This window comes from Streptomyces sp. NPDC054932, from assembly GCF_053610205.1.
The window spans coordinates 1-13,282 of the sequence record NZ_JBSGXU010000081.1; the positions used below are offsets into that span (position 1 = coordinate 1).

A 13,282-nucleotide genomic window follows, 5' to 3' on the forward strand; every position below is an offset into this window, starting at 1 on the left:
GTACGCGGCGCCCCCCTCGCGGACGGTCCGTTCCGGGCCGTTCCGGGCCCTTCCGGTCAGTGCTTCTCGGCCTCCGGGGCCTCGCCCTCGGCCGTCGGCGCCTTGCGCAGCTCGGCCTTGGCCGGTTCGCCCTTCGTCAGCACGGACGCCTCCACCTTGGCCACGGCGGGGGCACCGGCAGCGGCATCGGCGTCCTTCTTCGTCCCGGCGCCGGTGTCCGCGGCGGCCGGGTCCTTGCCGTCACCGCCCTCACCGCCGGAGGTGTCCGGCTCGACGACCTCTTCCCGGCCCGGCCGCAGCTTCGCCGAGAGCACGAAGTAGACGACCGCCAGCACGAAGACGACGATCGAGGTCCAGACGTTCAGCCGGACGCCCAGGATGTGGTGCGCCTCGTCGACGCGCATGTACTCGATCCAGCCGCGGCCGACGCAGTACGCGGCGACGTACAGGGCGAAGGCCCGCCCGTGGCCGAGCGTGAAGCGGCGGTCGGCCCAGATCACCAGCAGCGCGACGCCGATGCACCACAGCGACTCGTACAGGAAGGTCGGGTGGTAGGTCCCGGCGTCCCGGTTCGGGCCCGCGCTGATCTCCACCGCCCACGGCAGGTCGGTGGCTCGGCCGTAGAGCTCCTGGTTGAACCAGTTGCCCCAGCGTCCGCAGGCCTGGGCCAGCGCGATACCGGGGGCCAGGGCGTCCGCCCAGGCCGGCAGCGGGATCCCGCGCAGGCGGCAGCCGATCCAGGCACCCACCGCGCCGAGCGCGATGGCGCCCCAGATGCCGAGTCCGCCTTCCCAGATCTTGAAGGCGTCGACCCAGTTGCGGCCCTCGCCGAAGTAGAGCTGGTAGTCGGTGATCACGTGGTAGAGGCGACCACCGACCAGGCCGAAGGGCACGGCCCACACAGCGATGTCCGCGACCGTGCCCGGCTTTCCGCCGCGCGCGATCCATCGCTTGTTGCCGAGCCATACGGCGAGGAAGACGCCGATGATGATGCAGAACGCGTAGCCGCGGAGCGGGATCGGTCCGAGATGGATCACGCCGGTCGACGGACTGGGGATGTAAGCAATGTCCATGGCAGACATGACGCTACCCTGCCGGGCGGTGCGTACCGCAACCCGCCCGGCAGGACGAAACCAAATCCAGACATGAACGCGGCCTCGGTCAGTCCTGCGAGGACCCGCCGGAGGAGCTGTTCGAGGTGCCGGAGGCGGACCTGTTCGAGGACGTCCCGGAGGAGCTGCCGGAGGATGCGCCGGAGCCCGTCCGCGACGCCGACGGCGAGGCCTTGACCCCCGACTTCGCTGCGGATCCAGGGCTGGCGCTGCTCGAAGCAGAGGCCTTCCCGGCCCCGTCCTCGGCGCCGCCGGAGCCCTTGGCCGCGGCTTCCACCTGCTCCTTCAGCTTCTGCGGGGTCACCTGGTTGGCCTGGTCGGAGAGGATGTCCTTGCCGTTCAGCAGCACGGTCGGGGTGCCCCGGAGCTGCGCGGCGGTGAAGGCCTCGTCCGACTTGCCCACCCAGGTGTTGTGCGTGCCGTCCTCGACGCACGAGCGGAACTCGGGGGTGTCCAGCCCGTCCACCTTGCCCGCCAGTTCCAGCAGCTTGGCGTTCTTGCCGTAGGCGTCGTCGACTTCCTGCGGCTGGTTCTGGAAGAGCAGGTCGTGGTACGCCGTGAACTTGCCCGCGTCCTGCGCGCAGGCCGCCGCATTGGCCGCCTTCAGCGAGCCGCTGCCGCCCATCCTCCGGTCGATGAGCGTGACCAGGTGGTAGTCGACCTTGAGCAGCCCCTTGGCCTCCAGGTCGTGGATGACGTCGCGGTAGTTGTCCTCGAAGAACTTGCAGGCGGGGCAGCGGAAGTCCTCCCAGACGGTGAGGGTGGACTTCGCCTCCGGCTTGCCCGCCTGGATGGCGAGGGCGTCCTTCCCGGTGGCCCCGGAGGGGGCGACCACGGGGCCCGCCTTGTCGGAGCCGCTCTTGCCGGTGTTGGCCGCGATCACGCCGACGACGGTCGCCAGGCCGAGGACGCCGACCACCGCCGACGCCACGATGAGGGTCCGCCGGCGCTTGTCCCGGGTCTTCTGCCGCTCGCGCTCCACGAGGAGTCGCTCCCGGGCCGATCGTTTCGTCGCATCGCGGTTCGCACCGTCGTTCTTCTCGCTCACGTTCCGCCAAACGAAGCAGGGAGGCACTCGCGTGCCTCCCTGCCCGCACTTCCACCCGATCGGGCTACAGAACCCGATCAGACATCCGCACCTGCGATCGAACGCGCGTCAGCTCCTGCGCACGCCTTCCGCGAGCTCGCCCGCGAGCGCCCGTACGGCGTCCAGCCCGGCCGGCAGGTCCGGCGCGTCGAGCAGCAGCTTCACGAAGGCCGAGCCGACGATCACGCCGTCGGCGAAGCCGGCGACCTCCTTGGCCTGGACGGCGTTGGAGACGCCGAGGCCGACGCAGACCGGGAGGTCGCTGGTGGCGCGGGTGCGGCGCACCAGGTCCTCGGCCTGGTTGCCGACGGACTCACGGGTGCCCGTGACGCCCATCAGCGAGGCGGCGTAGACGAAGCCGGAGCCGGCCGCCGTGATGGTGGCCAGGCGCGCGTCCTTGCTGCTGGGAGCCACGACGAAGACGGTCGCCAGACCGTGCTTCTGCGCGTGCTCGCGCCACAGCGCGGACTCCTGCACCGGCAGGTCGGGCAGGATGCAGCCGGCGCCGCCGGCCGCCGCCAGCTCGGCCGTGAACCGCTCGACGCCGTAGCGGTCGATGGGGTTCCAGTACGTCATCACCAGGACCGGGGCCCCGGTCGCCGCATGCGCCTCGCGGACCGTGCGGATCACGTCGGCGATCTTGACCCCACCGCGCAGGGCGATGTCGTCGGCGGTCTGGATGATCGCGCCGTCCAGCACCGGGTCACTGTGCGGCAGGCCGATCTCGACCACGTCCGCGCCGCCCTCGATGACGGCCTTGACCGCCTCGATGGCTCCGTCGACGGTCGGGAAGCCCGCCGGCAGGTAGGCGACGAGGGCCGCGCGGTCCTCGGACTTCGCCTTGGCGAGGGTGTCGCTCAGCAGCTGGATGTTGCCCGTGGTCACTTCGACTCCCCCTCGGCCCCGTTGTCGTACAGCCCGAAGTAGCGGGCCGCCGTGTCCATGTCCTTGTCGCCCCGGCCGGAGAGGTTGACGACCAGCAGGCCGTCCTTGCCCAGCTCCCTGCCCAGGTCGAGGGCGCCCGCGAGGGCGTGCGCCGACTCGATCGCCGGGATGATCCCCTCGGTGCGCGACAGCAGGCGCAGGGCCTGCATGGCCGCGTCGTCGGTGACCGCACGGTACTCGCCGCGGCCGGAGTCCTTGAGGTAGGAGTGCTCCGGACCGATGCCCGGGTAGTCCAGGCCGGCCGAGATGGAGTACGGCTCGGTGATCTGGCCCTCCTCGTCCTGGAGGACGTAGGAGCGCGAGCCGTGCAGGATCCCCGGCTCACCGGCGGTGAGCGTGGCCGCGTGCTCGCCGGTCTCGACGCCGTGGCCGGCGGGCTCGAAGCCGACCAGGCGGACGTCGGCGTCCGGGATGAAGGCGTGGAAGAGGCCGATGGCGTTGGAGCCGCCGCCGACGCAGGCCGCGACGGCGTCGGGCAGCCGTCCGGCGCGCTCCAGGATCTGGCGGCGGGCCTCCACGCCGATCACCCGGTGGAAGTCGCGGACCATGGCCGGGAAGGGGTGCGGGCCGGCGACCGTGCCGAAGAGGTAGTGGGTCCGGTCCACATTGGCCACCCAGTCGCGGAACGCCTCGTTGATCGCGTCCTTCAGCGTGCGGGAGCCGGACTTCACGGCGATGACCTCGGCGCCCAGCATGCGCATGCGGGCCACGTTGAGGGCCTGGCGCTCGGTGTCGATCTCGCCCATGTAGATGGTGCAGTCGAGGCCGAAGAGCGCGCAGGCGGTGGCGGTGGCCACGCCGTGCTGGCCCGCGCCGGTCTCGGCGATGACGCGGGTCTTGCCCATGCGCTTGGTGAGCAGCGCCTGGCCCAGCACGTTGTTGATCTTGTGCGAGCCGGTGTGGTTCAGGTCCTCGCGCTTGAGGAAGACCCGGGCGCCGCCGGCGTGCTCGGCGAAGCGCGGCACCTCGGTGAGGGCGCTCGGGCGGCCGGTGTAGTTGACCATGAGGTCATTGAGCTCGGCCGCGAAGGCCGGGTCGCCCTTGGCCTTCTCGTACTCGACGGCGACCTCGTCCACGGCGGCGACGAGCGCCTCCGGGATGAACTTGCCGCCGAAGTCGCCGAAGTAACCCTCGGCGTTGGGGACGTGACCCTCCGGGTCCGGAATGAAGAACTCGCTGGACATGTCCAGTGCTCCTACGGGTGCGAGATGCGGCGGGGTGGATTCACCGTATTGCGCCGCCCGCAAGTACTGCGCACACCCCGCTGGGGGATGTGCTGCGTACGGTGCGGAGCGGCCCGCGTCCGGAGCCGACGGCCCGGACGGCAGGCCGTACGGGACCTGCGCACGGCACGGTACGTCTCGCGTACCGGGCCGCGGCGGCCCTCGTTACAGCGCGCCTCCGCGGCGCCATCGCATGCCGTTGACCTGACCGGGCTCGGAGCCGATCACGTACCGGACCCGCCGCCCGTGCACACGCCGGGCCGGGGCGCGGCAGCCGCGGGGGCGGCAGCCGCGCGCCAGGGGCGCGTGCGCCGTCGGCACGCCGACCGGGCCGCGGCGAACCGCCGGCGGCGCGGACTGCGTACGGACGGAGGGGAGGTCGTGGGTCATCGGTTCGGGTCAGCTCCGCCCGTGGCGCAGGGCGGGGTGGGCGCCGGCGGCGACGAGGTCGGCCACGGCCGCCTTCGGGTCGCGGCCGGTCACCAGGGACTCCCCTACCAGGACGGCGTCGGCGCCCTCGTTGGCGTAGGCGATCAGGTCGTGCGGCCCACGGATGCCGGACTCGGCGACCTTGACGATGTGGGCCGGGATCTCGCCGACGACGCGCTCGAAGGTGGAGCGGTCGACCTTGAGGTCCTTGAGGTTGCGGGCGTTGACGCCGATGATCTTGGCGCCTGCGGCGACCGCGCGCTCCACTTCCTCCTCGTCGTGGACCTCGACGAGCGGGGTGAGACCGATGGACTCGGCCCGCTCGATGAGGGAGACGAGGGCCTCCTGTTCCAGGGCCGCGACGATCAGCAGCGCGAGGTCGGCGCCGTAGGCGCGGGCCTCCCAGAGCTGGTACGCCGTGACGATGAAGTCCTTGCGCAGGATCGGGATGTCCACGCGTGCGCGGACGGCCTCCAGGTCGGCCAGCGAGCCGCCGAAACGGCGCTGTTCGGTGAGGACGGAGATGACCGCCGCTCCGCCGGCCTCGTAGTCAGCGGCGAGCCCGGCCGGATCGGCGATGGCGGCCAGCGCGCCCTTGGAGGGGCTGGAGCGCTTGACCTCGCAGATCACCTTGACGCTGTCGCCGCGCAGGGCAGCGACGCCGTCCTTGGCCTGGGGCGCCTTGGCGGCACGCTCCTTGAGCTCGTCGAGGCTCACGCGGGCCTGCCGTTCGGCAAGGTCTTCGCGGACCCCTTCGATGATCTCGTCGAGCACACTCACGCGAGCGGCCCCCTTCCGGGTTGATGACGGTCGGCCGCCTTGCAGACAAGTACAACAGCAAGGTCGGCATTCAAATGGTATCCGCAGGAGGCGTTGCCCTCCGCACGCGGTTGACGTCGTCCCAGTAACTGGACATTCGGAATCCGTGCTTCATAGGGCCTGCCCAGGGGCTCAGGGCGCCAGTGCGGAGCCGAAAGAGAGATTTCGGACGATGACGAAAACCAGCGCCAGCGCACCGATCGGCCACCAGTACCGCGGACGCAGGACGATCCGGGGGGTCGGCCCGCCGCGAAATGCCCGGACCAGCCACAGGGCCATGAAACCGGCGAAGACGAAATAGCCCACGACCGCGAGCGCATTCGCCCCGAGAGCAGTGCCCAGATCGCCGTGTGCGAAGGCGTGCGCGCTGCGCAGTCCGCCGCAGCCCGGGCACAGCACGCCCGTCAGCCGGAACAGCGGACACACCGGGTAGTGGCCGGGCTCGTTGGGGTCCACGGCGCCCACGTACGCGAAGGCGGCGATCGCCCCGGCCAGGTAGAGCGCCGGGGCGGCGAGCCGCCGGACCCGGGAGGGCCGCCCGGCGGGCGCCGCGGACACGGGCGCCCCGGGTACGGGCGCCGGGGACTGCGGGGCATCGGGGGTACGAGAGGCGTCCACCTGCTGATTCTCTCCGCTCATGACAAAAGGCGCAGCCCGGCGGGGCCGCGCCTTTCGGCTGCGTCGCTACGAACCGCGTCGCTCGCGCGCTCAGACCTTGGCGGGAACCTTGGAAGCGGCGATGACCTCGGCGAGGTCCTTGTGGGCGGCCTTCGGCGCGCCCAGGCCCGCGGCCCGCATCGCGAGGCCCACGACACCGCCGAGCGCGACGACGACGAGTCCGGCCCAGAAGCCGAGCGGGTTCGCGATCACCATGAAGGCACCGGAGATGCAGAAACCGATGAAGGCGATGATGACACCGGTCCAGGCGGCCGGGGTGTGTCCGTGGCTAGTGCCCGCCATGAGTTGCTCCTCGTTGCTCTGTCGCGCTGCTGTGTCGAACGTGCCGTCTGTGTCGAACGCTCGGCGACCATTGTCCCGCACCGGGCGGCTTCGCCATCCAGGGGGGTCGGGTCAGTGGGCCCGGCCCGCGCCCGGGTCGGTGGTCGGGTCCTCGCCGCGGTCCAGAGCCTTCCACAGATCTTCCGGCCGGTCCGGATCAACCGCCGCGACAGTCCGCCGACGCGGGCCGCCGTCACGCTCGTAGCGGCCCCCCATCGAGGGCCAGCTCCGGCCGAAGCGCAGCGCCAGCAGCCCGGCGGCCAGGATCAGCACCGCGCCGGCCGCCGTCACGTAGGGCCAGGTCGTCTGGGTCAGCCCGGCCGCGTGCGCCGCGCTGTCGGCGGTCGTACGGGCGGCCTGCGCGTCCAGGGCGCGGCGGCCGTCGGACCCGAGGACGGCGGACAGAGCCGCCCCCAGGCCGCTGAGCGCCAGCAGTCCCGACACCAGCAGCCGGCCCTTGCCGCGTACGGCGAAGACGGCGACCAGCGCGGCGAGACCCACGATGGCCAGCGCCGCGGGAAGGCCGGTGACGGCCCGCCCGTCGGCGGCCAGCTGGAGCGAGTCGCCGCCGATGGCGGTGGTGCCCCGGGCCCAGGTCCGGCCGGAGGCAAGCAGGACGACGGTGGCGCCGAGCGAGCCGAGCAGCAGGGCGACGGCCACGCTGCGGCGGCCGCCGCGGCTGTCGGGAGCCTCGGGCTCGGGCTCGGTGTCGGCATCGTTTCGGGGCGGGGGTACGGCACTCACGTACCCCACTATCCCTTACGCCCTCACGCGCCGTGGAGGCGGTTCGCCGCTCCGACCGCGCGCAGCACGGCGGCCGCCTTGTTGCGGCACTCGTTGTCCTCCAGCTCGGGCACCGAATCGGCGACCACACCGGCTCCGGCCTGCACGTACGCCGTGCCGTCGCGCAGCAGCGCGGTGCGGATGGCGATCGCCGTGTCGGAGTCCCCGGCGAAGTCCAGGTACCCCACGCAGCCGCCGTAGAGGCCGCGGCGGGAGGGCTCCAGCTCCTCGATGATCTGCATGGCGCGGGGCTTGGGCGCACCGGAGAGGGTGCCGGCCGGGAAGCAGGCGGTCAGCACGTCGAAGGCGGTCTTCCCCTCGGCCACGCGCCCCGTGACGGTGGACACGATGTGCATGACGTGGGAGTAGCGCTCGATCGACATGAAGTCGACGACCTCCACCGATCCCGGCTCGCAGACCCGGCCGAGGTCGTTGCGGCCCAGGTCGACGAGCATCAGGTGCTCGGCGCGCTCCTTGGGGTCGGCCATCAGCTCGTCGGCGAGCTCGTTGTCCTCCTGCGGGGTCGCGCCGCGGTGGCGGGTACCGGCGATGGGGTGGACCATGGCCCGCCCGTCCTCGACCTTGACCAGCGCCTCGGGGCTGGAGCCGACCACGTCGAAGCCGTTCTCGAAGCGGAAGAGGTACATGTACGGGGACGGGTTGGTGGCCCGCAGCACCCGGTAGACGTCCAGGGCGGAGGCCTTGCAGGGGGTCTCGAACCGCTGCGAGGGCACCACCTGGAAGGCCTCGCCGGCCCGGATCCGCTCCTTGATGTCCTCGACGGCCGCCTGGTACTTCTCCCCGCCCCACAGGGCGGAGAACTCGGGCAGCTCGGAGGCGGGCAGCGCGGCCGGCACGTAGGGGGCGGGGCGCGCCAGGTCGGCCTCCATCGCGTCGAGGCGGGCCACGGCGTCCGCGTACGCCTCGTCGACCCCGGAATCGAGGTCGTTGTGGTTGATGGCGTTGGCGATGAGCTGGACGGTGCCGTCCCAGTGGTCCAGGACTGCCAGGTCGGAGGTGAGCAGCATGGTCAGCTCGGGCAGCTCCAGGTCGTCGGCGGTGTGCTCGCCGATGCGCTCCAGGCGGCGCACGATGTCGTAGCCGAGGTAACCGACCATGCCGCCGGTGAAGGGGGGCATGGCGCCCGTGAGGTCGCGGGGGGTGTGCAGGGCCTCGACCGTGGCGCGCAGGGCGTCGAGGGGGTCGCCGTCGGTGGGTACGCCGACGGGCGGGGTGCCGATCCAGTGCGCGCGGCCGTCCCGGGCGGTCAGGGTCGCGTCGCTGCGGACCCCGATGAAGGAGTACCGGGACCAGGAGCGGCCGTTCTCGGCGGACTCCAGGAGGAAGGTGCCGGGGCGTTCGGCGGCCAGCTTGCGGTAGAGCCCGACGGGAGTGTCCCCGTCGGCCAGCAGCTTGCGGCTCACGGGGATGACGCGGCGGTCGGCCGCGAGCTTGCGGAACGTCTCAAGATCCATTGGGGGACCCTACCTAGTCGGCTGCGCGGAGGAGGACATCGTCGTCGAAACAGGTGCGCGCCCCGGTGTGGCAGGCCGCTCCGACCTGGTCGACCCGGACGAGCACGGTGTCGGCATCACAGTCGAGCGCGACGGACTTCACGTGCTGGAAGTGGCCGGAAGTATCCCCCTTCACCCAGTACTCCTGGCGGCTGCGGGACCAGTAGGTGCAGCGGCCGGTGGTCAGGGTGCGGTGCAGGGCCTCGTCGTCCATCCAGCCGAGCATCAGCACCTCACCGGTGTCGTACTGCTGGGCGATGGCCGGGACCAGGCCGTCCGCGGAGCGCTTGAGGCGCTCGGCGATGGCGGGGTCGAGGTTGCCGGGGCGAGGGGACGTACTCATGTGGACATTGTGCCGGGCCGGGATGGGGGCATTGATCCGTGTCCGCCTGATGAGCGGGCGCTCAGCGGGTTCCGGCCGTAGGCTGACCCGCATGTCTACCCATGCGAAGCGTGAACGCCTGCTCCTGGCGGACCTGTTGGAGGCGGCCGGTCCGGAGGCCCCCACGCTGTGCGCCGGCTGGACCTGTCGCGAGCTGGCCGCGCACGTGGTGGTCCGGGAACGGCGGCCGGACGCGGCGGGCGGTCTGCTGCTGAACGTGCTGAAGGCCCGCCTGGACCGGGCGATGGAGGAGTACACGGCCAAGCCGTACGAGGAACTGATCCAGTTGATCAGGACCGGCCCGCCGAGGGTGTCGGTGTACGCGCTGAAGCAGATCGACGAGGCGGCGAACGCGGTCGAGTTCTACGTGCACGCGGAGGACGTCCGCCGGGCGCAGCCGGACTGGTCCCCGCGGGAGCTGGACCCGGTCTTCTCCGACGCGCTGTGGTCCCGGCTGGAGAAGCTGGCCCGCCTGACGGGCCGCCGCTCGCCGGTGGGCCTGGTGTTGCGCCGCCCGAACGGCCAGACGGCGGTGGCCCACAAGGGCGCACCGGTGGTCACGGTGACGGGTGATCCGGGGGAGCTGACGCTGTTCTGCTTCGGCCGCCAGGACGCTGCCGCTGTGACGCTGGACGGCGACAAGGAGGCCGTCGCCAAGCTGACGGTGGCCGAACTGGGCATCTAGCCCGGCCGGCGTTCCCCCTCGCCGGGTGCGGGTGGGTGGCCGCGCCCTGCCCTGGCCGGGGTCGGGATCGGGGGGTGGGGGTGCGGTGCCGCCGGCGGGTGTCTCCTCGGCTCGCGCCTGCGGGCACGGCACGGGCCGGACGGGGTGGTCGCGCGCTCGTCCTGCGGGGACACCCCCCACCGTCCCCACACCCCCACCCCGGCGGATCCGCGCCCCGTCCCGGACGCAGAGGTGCCGTGGGGCGGGGACACCCCCCACCGTCCCCACACCCCCACCCCGGCGGTGTCGGCCCGCCTCGTACCAGGGCCGTGGGGCGGGGACACTCCGGGGGCTCCCCGCAGGACGAGCGCGCAACCCGGGCTGTACGGCAGAACCACGGCCGCACGCGCGAGCCGAGGAGAGCCCCCGGAGGGGCCCCGCCCCACACCGAAGCCAAACCCAGCCCCGCCAGGGGCCACCTCCCAGCGGTAGCTGGGGGAGTTTGAGGCGCGGCCACCGGGCCGCACCCGGAAACGGGACCCGCACCCGCCCGGCCAGGGCAAGGGCTCGGCCACCGGGCCGCACCCGGAGAGCAGGGGCACCGCCAGGGAACGGCAGGCCGCGCCGGAGGCGAAGGGTCAGCGAACCGGGTGGCCCGCTTCGCGGAGGGCCGTTTTGACTTCGGCGATGCGGAGGTCGCCGAAGTGGAACACCGACGCCGCGAGCACCGCATCCGCGCCCGCCGCGATCGCCGGGGCGAAGTGCGCGAGCTCGCCCGCGCCGCCCGAGGCGATCACCGGGACCGTGACGTGCTTGCGCACGGCGGCGATCATCTCGGTGTCGTAGCCGTCCTTCGTGCCGTCCGCGTCCATCGAGTTCAACAGGATCTCCCCGGCGCCCAGTTCGGCCGCCCGGTGGGCCCACTCGACGGCGTCCATGCCGGTGCCCCGGCGGCCGCCGTGGGTGGTGACCTCGAAGGAGCCCGTCTCCGTGCGGCGCGCGTCCACGGACAGGACGAGGACCTGCCGTCCGAAGCGCTCCGCGATCTCCTGGATCAGCTCCGGGCGGGCGATGGCGGCCGTGTTCACGCCCACCTTGTCCGCTCCCGCGCGCAGCAGTTTGTCGACGTCGTCCGCGGTGCGGACGCCGCCGCCCACCGTCAGCGGGATGAAGACCTGCTCGGCGGTGCGGCGCACCACGTCGTAGGTGGTCTCGCGGTTGCCGGAGGACGCGGTGATGTCGAGGAAGGTCAGCTCGTCGGCGCCCTCGGCGTCGTACAGCTTGGCCATCTCCACCGGGTCACCGGCGTCGCGCAGGTTCTGGAAGTTGACGCCCTTGACGACGCGGCCGTTGTCCACGTCCAGGCAGGGGATCACTCGTACGGCGAGGCTCATGCGGACACCGCCTTGTACGCCTCGACCTCCACCTCGACGACCATGGACGGGTCGACGAAGCCGGAGACGATGAGCATGGTCGCGGCCGGGCGGACGGCGTCGAAGAGCTGCTTGTGGGCGCGGCCCACCTCTTCGACGTCCCGTGCGTGCGTGAGGTACATCCGGGTGCGGACCACGTCCTCGGGTCCCAGGCCGGCCTCGGCGAGGGCCTTGAAGGCGACCTCGAAGGCCTTGACCGTCTGGTCGTACGGGCCGCCCGCGTCGGCCGCGGTGCAGCCGGAGACCAGGACCAGGCCGTTGGAGAGGGCCACGGCTCGCGAGTAGCCGATGACGTCCTCGTAGGCACCGCCGGAGGAGATGCGGCGTGCGTCGGTGGAGGGGTTGCTCATGCGGAGACCACCTTCAGGGCTTCTTCCAGGGTGAAGGCCTTGGCGTACAGGGCCTTGCCGACGATCGCGCCCTCGACGCCCAGCGGGACCAGTTCGGACAGGGCCCGCAGGTCGTCGAGCGAGGAGATGCCGCCGGAGGCGACGACGGGCCGGTCGGTGGCGGCGCAGACGTTCTTCAGCAGCTCCAGGTTGGGGCCGGTCAGCGTGCCGTCCTTGCCGATGTCGGTGACGACGTAGCGGGCGCAGCCCTCGGAGTCGAGGCGGGCGAGGGTCTCGTAGAGGTCGCCGCCCTCGCTGGTCCAGCCGCGGCCCTTGAGGGTGGTGCCGCGTACGTCGAGGCCGACGGCGATCCGGTCGCCGTGCTCGGCGATGGCCCTGGCGGCCCACTCGGGGGTCTCCAGGGCGGCGGTGCCCAGGTTGACGCGGGTGCAGCCGGTGGCGAGGGCCGCGGCGAGCGTGGCGTCGTCACGGATGCCGCCGGAGAGCTCGACCTTGATGTCCATGGCGCCGGTGATCTCGGCGACCAGGGCGCGGTTGTCGCCGGTGCCGAAGGCGGCGTCCAGGTCGACCAGGTGCAGCCATTCGGCGCCGGAGCGCTGCCAGGCGAGGGCCGCCTCCAGCGGGGAGCCGTAGGAGGTCTCGCTGCCGGACACCCCGTGCACGAGGCGGACGGCCTGTCCGTCGCGGACGTCGACCGCGGGCAGGAGTTCGAGCGTGGGTGCGGTCATCACAGGGTCTCGATCCAGTTGGTGAGGAGCTGGGCGCCGGCGTCGCCGGACTTCTCGGGGTGGAACTGGGTGGCCCACAGGGCCCCGTTCTCCACCGCCGCGACGAAGCGTTCGCCGTGGGTGGCCCAGGTGACCTTGGGGGCGCGGATCAGCGGGTTGGTGATCTCCAGGCTCCAGTCGCGCGCCGCGTAGGAGTGCACGAAGTAGAACCGGGCGTCGTCGTCCAGGTCCTTGAAGGCCTGGCTGTCGGCCGGGGCCTCGACGGTGTTCCAGCCCATGTGGGGGACGATCGGGGCCCTGAGCGGGCCGACCGTGCCGGGCCACTCGTCGAGGCCCTCGGTCTCGACGCCGTGCTCGATGCCGCGCTCGAAGAGGATCTGCATGCCGACGCAGATGCCCATGACCGGGCGGCCGCCGGAGAGCCGGCGTCCGATGATCCAGTCGCCGCGGGCGGCCTTGAGGCCCTGCATGCAGGCGGAGAAGGCACCGACGCCGGGGACCAGGAGTCCGTCGGCGTCCATGGCCTTGTCGTAGTCGCGGGTGATCTCGACGTCGGCGCCGACGCGGGCGAGGGCACGTTCGGCGGAGCGGACGTTGCCGAAGCCGTAGTCGAAGACGACGACCTTCTTGGTGGGGCGTGCTGTGCTCATTCCCAGATTCCTTGGATCCGCAGGATTCCGGCCGCCAGGCACATCGCGGAGGCGATGGCGAGCAGGACCACGACCGATTTGGGCATCTGCTGCTTCTGGAAGGAGTAGACGCCACCGGCCAGGAACAGGCCGAGGACGATCAGGACGGTGTTGAGGCCGTTCAC

General features: G+C 72.1%; 17 protein-coding genes. 1 reads left to right on the forward strand and 16 read right to left on the reverse strand.

The features are described from left to right. Nucleotides 1–56 precede the first annotated feature (56 nt). From lgt to hisI, 11 genes are all read right to left on the reverse strand, one after another. The gene (gene lgt, locus ACWGE1_RS22045) at nucleotides 57–1,073 is read right to left on the reverse strand and encodes a prolipoprotein diacylglyceryl transferase (RefSeq protein WP_453422185.1); all 1,017 of its coding nucleotides are present in this window, start codon (nucleotides 1,071–1,073) and stop codon (nucleotides 57–59) included. 88 nt (nucleotides 1,074–1,161) lie between these two features. Next, entirely contained in the window at nucleotides 1,162–2,160 is a 999-nt protein-coding gene (locus ACWGE1_RS22050; RefSeq protein ID WP_453422186.1) for a DsbA family protein, read from the reverse strand. A gap of 108 nt (nucleotides 2,161–2,268) precedes the next feature. Further along, nucleotides 2,269–3,084, reverse strand: a complete 816-nt coding sequence (gene trpA / locus ACWGE1_RS22055) for a tryptophan synthase subunit alpha (protein ID WP_453422187.1) — start codon at nucleotides 3,082–3,084, stop codon at nucleotides 2,269–2,271. Continuing rightward, nucleotides 3,081–4,328, reverse strand: coding sequence for a tryptophan synthase subunit beta (trpB, locus tag ACWGE1_RS22060; protein WP_453422188.1), 1,248 nt, complete (start codon nucleotides 4,326–4,328; stop codon nucleotides 3,081–3,083). The genes trpA and trpB overlap by 4 nt, the downstream gene beginning before the upstream one ends. A gap of 204 nt (nucleotides 4,329–4,532) precedes the next feature. Continuing rightward, complete coding sequence (trpM, locus tag ACWGE1_RS22065) at nucleotides 4,533–4,757, reverse strand: tryptophan biosynthesis modulator TrpM (RefSeq protein ID WP_453422189.1); 225 nt, start codon at nucleotides 4,755–4,757, stop codon at nucleotides 4,533–4,535. A 9-nt stretch (nucleotides 4,758–4,766) separates the two neighbouring features. After that, complete coding sequence (trpC, locus tag ACWGE1_RS22070) at nucleotides 4,767–5,576, reverse strand: indole-3-glycerol phosphate synthase TrpC (protein WP_214932893.1); 810 nt, start codon at nucleotides 5,574–5,576, stop codon at nucleotides 4,767–4,769. A gap of 171 nt (nucleotides 5,577–5,747) precedes the next feature. Then, nucleotides 5,748–6,254, reverse strand: coding sequence for a DUF2752 domain-containing protein (locus ACWGE1_RS22075; protein ID WP_453422190.1), 507 nt, complete (start codon nucleotides 6,252–6,254; stop codon nucleotides 5,748–5,750). Nucleotides 6,255–6,323: 69 nt separating this feature from the next. Continuing rightward, on the reverse strand, nucleotides 6,324–6,575 hold the full coding sequence (locus tag ACWGE1_RS22080; protein WP_453422191.1) for an HGxxPAAW family protein: 252 nt from the start codon (nucleotides 6,573–6,575) through the stop codon (nucleotides 6,324–6,326). Between the two features lie 111 nt (nucleotides 6,576–6,686). Beyond that, nucleotides 6,687–7,367, reverse strand: coding sequence for a TIGR02234 family membrane protein (locus ACWGE1_RS22085; protein ID WP_453422192.1), 681 nt, complete (start codon nucleotides 7,365–7,367; stop codon nucleotides 6,687–6,689). A 14-nt stretch (nucleotides 7,368–7,381) separates the two neighbouring features. Next, nucleotides 7,382–8,872 (reverse strand): anthranilate synthase component I, encoded by a 1,491-nt coding sequence (locus tag ACWGE1_RS22090; protein WP_453422193.1) that lies wholly within the window; start codon nucleotides 8,870–8,872, stop codon nucleotides 7,382–7,384. A gap of 13 nt (nucleotides 8,873–8,885) precedes the next feature. Beyond that, a complete protein-coding gene (gene hisI, locus ACWGE1_RS22095) occupies nucleotides 8,886–9,254 on the reverse strand; it encodes a phosphoribosyl-AMP cyclohydrolase (RefSeq protein ID WP_453422194.1) in 369 nt (122 codons plus the stop codon). 91 nt (nucleotides 9,255–9,345) lie between these two features. Here hisI and ACWGE1_RS22100 point away from each other — a divergent pair, with 91 nt between their 5' ends. Next, nucleotides 9,346–9,978, forward strand: coding sequence for a TIGR03085 family metal-binding protein (locus ACWGE1_RS22100; RefSeq protein ID WP_453422195.1), 633 nt, complete (start codon nucleotides 9,346–9,348; stop codon nucleotides 9,976–9,978). Nucleotides 9,979–10,595: 617 nt separating this feature from the next. On the opposite strand, the gene hisF is transcribed toward ACWGE1_RS22100, so the two are convergent. From hisF to ACWGE1_RS22125, 5 genes are read right to left on the reverse strand one after another with little or no spacing between them, the layout of a single operon-like run. Further along, nucleotides 10,596–11,351, reverse strand: a complete 756-nt coding sequence (gene hisF / locus ACWGE1_RS22105; RefSeq protein ID WP_453422196.1) for an imidazole glycerol phosphate synthase subunit HisF — start codon at nucleotides 11,349–11,351, stop codon at nucleotides 10,596–10,598. After that, nucleotides 11,348–11,740: a RidA family protein gene (locus ACWGE1_RS22110; RefSeq protein WP_453422197.1), complete on the reverse strand. Its 393-nt coding sequence runs from the start codon at nucleotides 11,738–11,740 to the stop codon at nucleotides 11,348–11,350. The genes hisF and ACWGE1_RS22110 overlap by 4 nt, the downstream gene beginning before the upstream one ends. Continuing rightward, the gene (priA, locus tag ACWGE1_RS22115; RefSeq protein WP_398666564.1) at nucleotides 11,737–12,468 is read right to left on the reverse strand and encodes a bifunctional 1-(5-phosphoribosyl)-5-((5-phosphoribosylamino)methylideneamino)imidazole-4-carboxamide isomerase/phosphoribosylanthranilate isomerase PriA; all 732 of its coding nucleotides are present in this window, start codon (nucleotides 12,466–12,468) and stop codon (nucleotides 11,737–11,739) included. Before priA ends, ACWGE1_RS22110 begins: the two co-directional genes overlap by 4 nt. After that, on the reverse strand, nucleotides 12,468–13,118 hold the full coding sequence (hisH, locus tag ACWGE1_RS22120; RefSeq protein ID WP_453422198.1) for an imidazole glycerol phosphate synthase subunit HisH: 651 nt from the start codon (nucleotides 13,116–13,118) through the stop codon (nucleotides 12,468–12,470). The genes priA and hisH overlap by 1 nt, the downstream gene beginning before the upstream one ends. Next, nucleotides 13,115–13,282: a hypothetical protein gene (locus ACWGE1_RS22125; RefSeq protein WP_453422199.1), complete on the reverse strand. Its 168-nt coding sequence runs from the start codon at nucleotides 13,280–13,282 to the stop codon at nucleotides 13,115–13,117. Before ACWGE1_RS22125 ends, hisH begins: the two co-directional genes overlap by 4 nt.

What these genes read in the sequence shown, in the direction of transcription:
- ACWGE1_RS22090 (WP_453422193.1), bottom strand. Translation starts at nt 8,872, where the DNA reads ATGGATCTTGAGACGTTCCGCAAGCTCGCGGCCGACCGCCGCGTCATC.
- trpM (WP_453422189.1), bottom strand. Translation starts at nt 4,757, where the DNA reads ATGACCCACGACCTCCCCTCCGTCCGTACGCAGTCCGCGCCGCCGGCG.
- ACWGE1_RS22075 (WP_453422190.1), bottom strand. Translation starts at nt 6,254, where the DNA reads ATGAGCGGAGAGAATCAGCAGGTGGACGCCTCTCGTACCCCCGATGCC.
- trpB (WP_453422188.1), bottom strand. Translation starts at nt 4,328, where the DNA reads ATGTCCAGCGAGTTCTTCATTCCGGACCCGGAGGGTCACGTCCCCAAC.
- hisI (WP_453422194.1), bottom strand. Translation starts at nt 9,254, where the DNA reads ATGAGTACGTCCCCTCGCCCCGGCAACCTCGACCCCGCCATCGCCGAG.
- hisH (WP_453422198.1), bottom strand. Translation starts at nt 13,118, where the DNA reads ATGAGCACAGCACGCCCCACCAAGAAGGTCGTCGTCTTCGACTACGGC.
- ACWGE1_RS22110 (WP_453422197.1), bottom strand. Translation starts at nt 11,740, where the DNA reads ATGAGCAACCCCTCCACCGACGCACGCCGCATCTCCTCCGGCGGTGCC.
- hisF (WP_453422196.1), bottom strand. Translation starts at nt 11,351, where the DNA reads ATGAGCCTCGCCGTACGAGTGATCCCCTGCCTGGACGTGGACAACGGC.
- ACWGE1_RS22080 (WP_453422191.1), bottom strand. Translation starts at nt 6,575, where the DNA reads ATGGCGGGCACTAGCCACGGACACACCCCGGCCGCCTGGACCGGTGTC.
- lgt (WP_453422185.1), bottom strand. Translation starts at nt 1,073, where the DNA reads ATGGACATTGCTTACATCCCCAGTCCGTCGACCGGCGTGATCCATCTC.
- priA (WP_398666564.1), bottom strand. Translation starts at nt 12,468, where the DNA reads ATGACCGCACCCACGCTCGAACTCCTGCCCGCGGTCGACGTCCGCGAC.
- ACWGE1_RS22100 (WP_453422195.1), top strand. Translation starts at nt 9,346, where the DNA reads ATGTCTACCCATGCGAAGCGTGAACGCCTGCTCCTGGCGGACCTGTTG.